Source organism: Zongyangia acetica, from assembly GCF_038739695.1.
GTDB lineage: Bacteria > Bacillota > Clostridia > Oscillospirales > Ruminococcaceae > Zongyangia > Zongyangia gallinarum.
Genome location: NZ_JBBEWN010000039.1, coordinates 1 through 2,309 on the forward strand (window position 1 = coordinate 1; position 2,309 = coordinate 2,309).

A 2,309-nucleotide genomic window follows, 5' to 3' on the forward strand; every position below is an offset into this window, starting at 1 on the left:
GTCGAGCTTTCCGAGGGACAGGTGGAAAAGCTGGGAACCGGCTTTTTTATGCTGTTAAGAGACAACCCGGACATGTTTATAGGTGGAGACAAATGAGGCAGCTTTACTTTTTCCACGCCTCATGGTGCCCACCCTGCTGCTTCTTTGAAAAGCAATTCATCTCTCCCTTGGCGTCTATAGCAGGACAGGATAAAATCGTCAGGATCGACGTACAGAAAGAACCCTTCCGAGCGGATCGCTACGGAGTCAGCCGGGTTCCCATGGCAATCCTGACGGAAGACGGAAAGGCGGTGGATTACGTCGGCATGGCAGATTTGGACAGATGCGCCCAGTTTCTGAAGGGAGAGTGATCCGCATATCTCCCACCGGCAGGGAACAGCCGGGCAGAAAAGAGGTGGTGTGATTTGATTGCCGTTTCCGCCACAGACGGCGGAATCACCTTAGAAGGCCACGCGGGCTACGCCCAGGCGGGCAAGGATATTGTCTGCGCCGGAGTGACCGCTTTGGTACAGACGCTGATCGTCTCACTGGAGGAGCTGACAGCAGATCAAATTGAATACTCCATATCCCCAGGGAAGGCGGATATACGCTATAGGAATCTGTCAGAGGCAGGAAGGCTTCTGGTGGGTTCCTTTTTTGTTGGCCTTAAAGAGATTGAAAGAGAATTCCCGGAGTATATCCGGTTATCTTGTCCGCAACGACAATAAACTACGGGCAACGGCGCGGACTTGTGACGGGCCGGGGCGGAAAGGATAACGTATGAAAAACAGATATTCTTTACAACTCTTTGCGGAAGGCGAAGGGGGCGGGGCTGCTACAGAGGGCGGCAACGCAACCGGCGCGACAGGCGAAGGAACAACGCAGACAAACGCACAAAACACCATGTCGTTTGACGACTTTCTAGCGCAGGAGGGCCATCAAGCCGAATTTGACCGGAGGGTCAGCAAGGCTATCCAAACCGCTGTTGCGAATGCTCAGAAGAGATGGCAGACGCTAACGGATGATAAGGTGTCGGAGGCCGAGAAGCTGGCGCAGATGACCGGCGAGCAAAAAGAGAAATACCGGGCGGATAAAGCGGAAAAAGAGCTTGCCGAGCTGAAGCGGCAGATTGCTTTAGGCGATATGGCCAAAACCGCGCGGAAAATCCATTACGGTAGATACTACCCAGACAGAGCTGTCATACGGTGAGGAAACTGTCACCGCAACAGCAGGTACAAGCGGACAGGGAGGAAATACCAGTGGCGCTGCAATTCCAGGTACGGGAGGAGAAGGAGGAAGCGCCAGCGGAGGCAATGTGTCAAATCTTACGGGAGGAAGCGGAGAAGATGGACAGATGGTAGCCCGTCCGACAGTAGCATATGGCGGTGCAGGAGGCACAGCCACCTCTGCCATGAAATATGTGGAGTCGGCGGCGCGTACCACGTCGGGGGACGGAGGCGCGGCGCCCTACAGCACCAGTGTCTCCGCTCCCCAGCTGGGCGGAGGAGGAGCAGGCGGCGCCGGAGCATCAACCTCCTCATCGACAGCGGGAGACGGCGGAGCGGGAGCCGCGGGCGGTGTGGTCATCGAGGCCGGCGCGTAGAAAGGAGTCGATATGAGCCGAAAGAAAAAGAGGAAAAAGCCCATGGAGTTTTCAAAGATTCTGGCTGTGTGGGCGACTGTCATAGCGACAGCCACCGCCGTAACCTCCTACATATTGGCCGCCTTTTACCGCGAGTCTGTCTCTGATGTGACCATCACCATCTTTACCGCCTGTATTGGATACCTCATCACCTACGCGGGAAAAAGCCTGGCTGAAAAGGTGAGCAGGAACAAACACCATTTAGACGCGGACGGGAACCCATTGCCAAACGATAACACAACTGATGATACCAATGGATAAAGGAGGAAACCATGTACGATATTACCCCCATTTTTGAGGCTGTAGCCGCCCTCATCGCAGCGCTCATCACAGCCTTTGTCATCCCCTACATCAAAAGCAAGACCACGGCAGAGCAGCAGAAAGAGATAAACGCGTGGGTAAAGATCGCCGTTGCGGCGGCAGAGCAAATCTATGTTGGCAGCGGCAGAGGCGAGGAAAAGAAAGCCTATGTCATTGACTGGCTGAGAAGCCACGGTATTACCGTTGACGAGGAGAAGCTGGACGCTCTCATCGAAGCCGCCGTTTATGAGCTGAATCAAGGGGTGATTCCCATTGAGGGGATCGCCGTGAAGGAGGGTGAAGATAATGAGCAATAGCCCTCTAGTGAACTATGTTAAGATCAGCCCCAACAAAAACAGCCCCCGAAACCACAAGATCGATACCATCA

At 54.4% G+C, this 2,309-nt stretch carries 6 protein-coding genes; all 6 read left to right on the top strand.

Translation table 11 applies throughout. The annotated features are described in order from the left end of the window. Nucleotides 1–92: 92 nt before the first annotated feature. The 6 genes from WGC32_RS14925 (at nucleotide 93) to WGC32_RS14950 (ending at nucleotide 2,238) form a co-directional block, all read left to right on the top strand. The gene (locus tag WGC32_RS14925; RefSeq protein ID WP_342683054.1) at nucleotides 93–350 is read left to right on the top strand and encodes a thioredoxin family protein; all 258 of its coding nucleotides are present in this window, start codon (nucleotides 93–95) and stop codon (nucleotides 348–350) included. Nucleotides 351–404: 54 nt separating this feature from the next. Continuing rightward, nucleotides 405–707, top strand: a complete 303-nt coding sequence (locus WGC32_RS14930; protein WP_342683055.1) for a ribosomal-processing cysteine protease Prp — start codon at nucleotides 405–407, stop codon at nucleotides 705–707. Nucleotides 708–759: 52 nt separating this feature from the next. Further along, the gene (locus tag WGC32_RS14935; RefSeq protein WP_342683057.1) at nucleotides 760–1,188 is read left to right on the top strand and encodes a DUF4355 domain-containing protein; all 429 of its coding nucleotides are present in this window, start codon (nucleotides 760–762) and stop codon (nucleotides 1,186–1,188) included. 106 nt (nucleotides 1,189–1,294) lie between these two features. After that, nucleotides 1,295–1,582 carry a hypothetical protein gene (locus WGC32_RS14940; protein ID WP_342683059.1) on the top strand — a complete coding sequence of 96 codons (288 nt, stop codon included), beginning with the start codon at nucleotides 1,295–1,297 and terminating at the stop codon, nucleotides 1,580–1,582. A 12-nt stretch (nucleotides 1,583–1,594) separates the two neighbouring features. After that, a complete protein-coding gene (locus WGC32_RS14945) occupies nucleotides 1,595–1,882 on the top strand; it encodes a hypothetical protein (protein WP_342683061.1) in 288 nt (95 codons plus the stop codon). Between the two features lie 11 nt (nucleotides 1,883–1,893). Beyond that, nucleotides 1,894–2,238: a phage holin, LLH family gene (locus tag WGC32_RS14950; RefSeq protein ID WP_342683062.1), complete on the top strand. Its 345-nt coding sequence runs from the start codon at nucleotides 1,894–1,896 to the stop codon at nucleotides 2,236–2,238. The last annotated feature ends 71 nt before the right edge of the window (nucleotides 2,239–2,309 follow it).

What these genes read in the sequence shown, in the direction of transcription:
- WGC32_RS14925 (WP_342683054.1), top strand. Translation starts at nt 93, where the DNA reads ATGAGGCAGCTTTACTTTTTCCACGCCTCATGGTGCCCACCCTGCTGC.
- WGC32_RS14935 (WP_342683057.1), top strand. Translation starts at nt 760, where the DNA reads ATGAAAAACAGATATTCTTTACAACTCTTTGCGGAAGGCGAAGGGGGC.
- WGC32_RS14945 (WP_342683061.1), top strand. Translation starts at nt 1,595, where the DNA reads ATGAGCCGAAAGAAAAAGAGGAAAAAGCCCATGGAGTTTTCAAAGATT.
- WGC32_RS14950 (WP_342683062.1), top strand. Translation starts at nt 1,894, where the DNA reads ATGTACGATATTACCCCCATTTTTGAGGCTGTAGCCGCCCTCATCGCA.